This is a genomic window from Aurantimonas sp. A2-1-M11 (assembly GCF_036549475.1).
Classification (GTDB): Bacteria; Pseudomonadota; Alphaproteobacteria; order Rhizobiales; family Rhizobiaceae; genus Aurantimonas.
Genome location: NZ_JAZHLI010000127.1, coordinates 1 through 5,390, shown reverse-complemented (window position 1 = coordinate 5,390; position 5,390 = coordinate 1). Strand labels below are relative to the sequence as shown.

Sequence of the window (5,390 nt, the reverse complement as noted above, 5' to 3'; positions counted from 1 at the left end):
GTCCACAATGCTCATCGCCTCCAACTGACCGGAGAAAGCATGCGCAAAAAGAACGCCAGAACCAGGCCTCTTGACGGGACCAACGTCGCCTGACCAACCTCACCAATCGGCCGAAGCGCTCCGCTCATGATCGCGCGAAATGCGTGCTCACGATCGTCTGAAATCAGCGCTCACGATGGAATGAAATCGACGCTCACGATCAGCGAAATACGCAATCCTGCGCGAGCGCACCGATCTCGCCGTCGGCTACAGCGGCGACTGGGGCATGGCGGCCGCCATGCTCTCCGGGGCGGATGCCTTCTACAGCGTCCTCGGCGGCATTCTGCCTGCCCCGGTCGTGTCCCTGGCGCAAGCGGCGCGGGCCGGCGACTCAGATGAGGCAGAGCGGCCGGACGCCGCGCTTGCGCCGCTGTGGAAGTCCTTCAAGGCTTATGGCAGCCTGCGCGTGATGTACGTGCTCCTCGACATGCTCGGGCTTGGGCAGGCTGTGCTGCCCCGCCCGATCCTGCCGCTGGAAGGAGAGACGCGCGAGCGGGTGGTGTCGGCGGCGGTACCGCTTCTGGCATCGCGCTAATGCTGAAGCTGCTCGCTCTTTCCGTTGCACCACCTGCGTCTGCTTTGTGGACAACAACGCAGCAGCATGGGTAGCCGCGATGGGTCGAATGCGGCCGACGGAAATTCACCAATTAATGCGGCACACTCTCAGACTGACGTGGGCCCCGGATCGGTTGCACCGGAACGAACAAGTCGGTGACGGCTCGCAAAACCAACGAATTTTGCATTTCGTCGGCAGTCCGACTGCCACCTGCGGCTTCATAGTTCTAATGGCGCGGGCAGATAAATTTCTTAATCGACAGGTCTTGAAACGCCAAGGCGCAGCGGTGATATCACCCTACGCGGGACGGGCCCCTCTGACGACGGATATCCTTCGTGATGTCGGACCGCATCGAGTGCGCTCGGTGGCTTGCCCGGACCCTTGAACGTCCCCGCGACCTCGGCGTGAACATGCAACCGAGGTCCCGCTCATGGAATTCCTGTTCTATCTCTTTCTCGATAAGCCGCTGTGGATGTGGCTCGTCTTTCTGGCGATCGTCGTTGGCCTGCTGATCTTCGATCTGGGAGTCCTTCACAAGGACGACCATGAGATCGGTGTAGCTGAAAGCCTGAAGCTCTCGGCCATGTACATCACGCTCGGCCTGTCCTTCGCCGGGTTCATCTGGTGGCAGATGGATGCCACGGCCACGGCACAATATCTGACGGCTTTCGTGGTCGAAAAAACGCTCGCGATGGACAATATTTTCGTCATCGCGTTGATCTTCGGCTTCTTCGCGATCCCGCGACAGTATCAGCATCGGGTGCTGTTCTGGGGTATCCTGGGCGTCATCGTGCTGCGCGGTATCATGATCGGCCTCGGTGCCACGATCGTCGACCAGTATCACTGGGTGCTTTATATCTTTGCGGCCTTCCTGATCTTCACCGGCGTCAAGATGCTTTTCGTGACGGAGAAGGACCATGATCTGCACGACAACGCGCTGCTGAAGTTCCTGAGGCGCAGGTTTCGTGTGACTGACGAGATCCAGGGCCACGCCTTCGTTGTGAAGCAGCCTGATCCCCGCACCGGAAAGCTGGTACGCTTCGTCACGCCGCTCTTTCTCGCGCTGATCCTGATCGAGGTTGCGGATCTGGTCTTCGCCGTGGATTCCGTGCCAGCCGTATTCACGATCACCACCGACCCCTACCTCGTCTATACGTCGAACATTTTCGCGATCCTCGGCCTGCGCGCCCTCTACTTCGCGCTGGCGGCGGTGCTGCACCGCTTCGCCTATCTGAAATATGCGCTCTCGCTGCTGCTTGTGTTCATCGGCTCGAAGATCTTCATCGCCGACGCGATGGGCTGGGAGAAGTTTCCCCCGGAATGGTCGCTGGGCATCACCTTCGCGATCCTCGGTTTGGGCGTTGTCTTTTCGCTGTGGAAGACTGAGCCGAGCACTTCTGATGTCAGGCCGGGCGCAGCCCGGCCGCCGCTGGGGTGAGGCTTATGCCGTTCGGCTGAATGGCCACCCCGGTCCGGGCGACGCATCGCCCGGCCCCCTCTCTGGAGAGGGCCCTTGTGGCCGGACAGAATGTGTTCGGCCAATTGACCGCGCTGCCGGGCTTTCAAAGGATGAAGGCCCGCGGCTTGAGCGATGCAAACCCGCACCGTCTACCGATGTGCAAATGGAGACGACTGACCTCAGGCTTCCAACGGAAGCGGAGCTTATTCGTCATCCACCGTCGTGCCATTCTTCCGTCGGCGAGCCGCTATTGCGCGTCTGTTGAGGCGAGGCACTGCGGCACCTCAACCCCTTTGAACTTGGAGTTCACATGCAGGATTTCTTAGCCATCCTGATCTCTTTCTTCCTGATCGAGCCTCTGGAGTCGGCCATGGCCGATCGCTTCGGCAACGCCTCCCGCGAGAATGTTGCCGCCATCGCCGTCTGCATACGCGATGCAACTCCGGTTTTCATCCAGCAGGCTTCGAATGATCCCTGGAAGGCCGCGACCAACGTAATGGAGATCTGGACGGGAATGACGCCGCCTGAGGAGATCCTCGCTAGCGCGACCTCAGGCTGCGCTGACGCAGTAGGTGCGTTGCGGGTTCCTAATGGGGACGCAGGAGTTTGAGTCTTATTCACGGCTAATGCCATCCGAGTGGCTGAGTCTATCCGCATTGTTCAACTTTGGCGGACGGCAGCTTTCGGGCAAGTCAGATGGGATCCTGGGTGGCGGCAAGGGTCGGCAAGAGCCGAACGGCAGCTTTTACTATCTGCATGTTCCGAAATGGACGGTCTCCTTCCGGCCCATCCTGACCGACCTGTGGATGGCTTGGACGGGTGGAAAGCGGTCGGGCAACCTTGGGGGTAAAGCTAGCGCAAGCAGGCAGGCATGCGTTGAATCACCGCCCGGTGGACCGTGTTCCGGTACGGTTGCCAGATGCAGGCGTTGAAGCCAAGACCTGACTGGTCGGTGCGCCAACGTCGTCAGTAAAGTGAGGGTGGGTCGATGACGGATCTAAGGAAGGGTGTCTGGCTGAACGAGCCAAGGCAGGCGGAGCGTGGCTCCGACAGCCTCCAGATGATGACCGACGACCGGCCCGACTTCTGGCGCGAGACGCATTATGGCTTCACACGCGACAACGGCCACTTCCTTGGAATCGAGACGGGCGACGGCTTCAACGCGCAGGTGCGCATCCGGGCGAAGTTCGAGCACCTCTACGACTAAGCCGGCATCATGGTCCGGGTCAACGAGCGGCATTGGATCAAGGCCGGGCTCGAGTTCTCGGACGGGCATGCCCTCCTCGGAAGCGTCCTGACGCACGAGCGGTCCGACTGGGCAACGGGACGCTTTGACGGCGATCCGATGGACTTCTGGCGCGTGTCCTTGGCCGATGGTGTCCTACGCGTGCAAGCCTCGACCGACGGCAGGCTTTGGCCCCTTGTGCGGCTCTGTCCGTTCCCAGAAGACGTCAGCTACCGGGTCGGTCCGATGTGCTGCACGCCGGAGCGAGCGGGTTTGGCTGTCCACTTCTCAGACTGGACGCTGACGAACCATTTTTGGAGGGACCTGCACGACCTTCGATAGGCGTGGTAGCTCCCAAGCGCTCAGCGAACGTCCGCTTCTGACGTTGTCGTAAACGTTCGAGGATGGCCGAGAAGGGGCGAAACCCGAAAGGCAGCTTTCCGACGGCCAATGCTCAGACCCTGCCAGTCCGCTTCCGGCCCGCACCGGCACCTGCAATCAGAAAATATTGCTGATCTGGGTCTCGAACGACAGCTACCTTTGGCGGCTTCGGTCACAGAACGGCGGGTCGGCTTCTGGACCAAGGCGACGCGGGATATCATTTCTAGCTACGGCGATTTGTAGCCTGCTCTTTTGGGATTGCCCTTCGACAGTCCGTTCGCTTGGGTACACCAAAGAGCGCGATCACGTAGCCGGCACCAAGCTGGGAGCGTGTTGCTGTTTGCTACGAACGCTTGAACTACGCCATAGGCGTGGTATCAGGCTGCCCCGGAAGGCGTCGCGCGGTACTATTCGTCGTGGTTATGCTGCGCTGGGCTTCGGCTGTGCGACAAGATCACTGGTCCGAATGCAATCCCGACCCTCGCGCTTTGCTCGGTACATGGCATTATCTGCACTCACCAACATCTGGTCTAATGTTGCTCCGCCCGCCGGTGTGGTGGAAATTCCGATGCTGACGGTGAGTTTGAACGACCGGGATTGATAGGTGACTTTGGAAATAGCGATTTCCCGTTTCAGCCGATCAGCGACGAGCAAGGCTGCGGACCCATCGGTGTCAGGCATAAAGCAGGCGAACTCCTCGCCGCCAATGCGAGCAAAGAGATCGCCCTCCCGCAGCACTGATCTGCATATTGTGGCGATAGCCTGTAGCGCCTCGTCTCCTGCTTGGTGGCCATGAACGTCATTGATAGACTTGAAGTGATCAATGTCGAACATCAGGAGCGAGGCCTTTCGCCCCGTGCTCGACAAAGCTCGAAGCTCGGCCTCGGTCGCATCGACAAATGCCCGTCTGTTGAACAATCCGGTCAGATAATCCGTCGCTGCGATCCGCGTAAGCTTCGTCTCCAGCACCTTCCGCTCTGTGATATCCGCATGAGAGACCACCGCGCCGCTTGGTCGGCGAGAGTCTACTTTGGTCCGGTTTCTGCACAATGGACTCACGCGGGCGAGAAACCAGCGCTTCTCAGTGGGAGAGTGGCAGGGGTACTCGAGCTGGAAATAATCTCGCTTTCCATCGAGCACCGAGTAGATCCCGTCACGAAACGCCAACGCGCCATCTCGTTCATTGCCTACCACGGCTTGGCACAAATCCAGATAGTTCACTCCGATGTCCGTGCGCTCGATGCCGTATCCTTCAACGTCGCCGAATTCTCGCCAGGCCCGGTTTACAGCGATGATCGTGCCGCGCTTATCCAGAACACAGATTTGGGACGTCAGGGCGTCAACGACAGCGCCCGCCAAACTATTCATGTTCTTGCCGCTGCGCATTCACCGCCTCCTTGAGGCACCATACCGGCGTGGCTGTGCGTCGACATTGAGCGAGATCCGTCAAGAAGCTCTGAATAGGCGGAAAAAGACTACGCCGGCGAACTCTCCACCGGCGGTCCGACTAGGGCGGCGCCGAACGCCATTTTTAAGCACGGTGCTGCGCGAGACATTTGGATGAGGCCTACGAAGGTCTTCACCGCCCTCAACGCACCCTGGATTTGGCTAATGTCGCGTAACTGCTCAGGTGGCTGGCATCAGAGGGTCTGAGCAGCGGGTGCGAAGAGCGTAGCAGCGATGTCGCGGATGGCGCCGAAGGCGGTCTGTCCTGCGATGCGAGCGGTGCT

4 protein-coding genes and 1 pseudogene are annotated in these 5,390 nt (G+C 59.9%); 4 read left to right on the top strand and 1 reads right to left on the bottom strand.

Annotation, left to right across the window (positions count from 1 at the left end; all coding sequences use genetic code 11):
- Positions 1–214: 214 nt before the first annotated feature.
- From VQ042_RS24495 to VQ042_RS24480, 4 genes and pseudogenes are all read left to right on the top strand, one after another.
- Complete coding sequence (locus VQ042_RS24495; protein ID WP_331822884.1) at positions 215–574, top strand: dihydrodipicolinate synthase family protein; 360 nt, start codon at positions 215–217, stop codon at positions 572–574.
- A 451-nt stretch (positions 575–1,025) separates the two neighbouring features.
- Complete coding sequence (locus VQ042_RS24490; protein WP_331822883.1) at positions 1,026–2,033, top strand: TerC family protein; 1,008 nt, start codon at positions 1,026–1,028, stop codon at positions 2,031–2,033.
- A gap of 331 nt (positions 2,034–2,364) precedes the next feature.
- Positions 2,365–2,664, top strand: coding sequence for a hypothetical protein (locus VQ042_RS24485; protein ID WP_331822882.1), 300 nt, complete (start codon positions 2,365–2,367; stop codon positions 2,662–2,664).
- A 378-nt stretch (positions 2,665–3,042) separates the two neighbouring features.
- Positions 3,043–3,621, top strand: a pseudogene (locus VQ042_RS24480) (DUF1349 domain-containing protein).
- A 459-nt stretch (positions 3,622–4,080) separates the two neighbouring features.
- Here VQ042_RS24480 and VQ042_RS24475 read toward each other — a convergent pair.
- Positions 4,081–5,046 (bottom strand): sensor domain-containing diguanylate cyclase, encoded by a 966-nt coding sequence (locus VQ042_RS24475; RefSeq protein ID WP_331822881.1) that lies wholly within the window; start codon positions 5,044–5,046, stop codon positions 4,081–4,083.
- Positions 5,047–5,390: the final 344 nt, after the last annotated feature.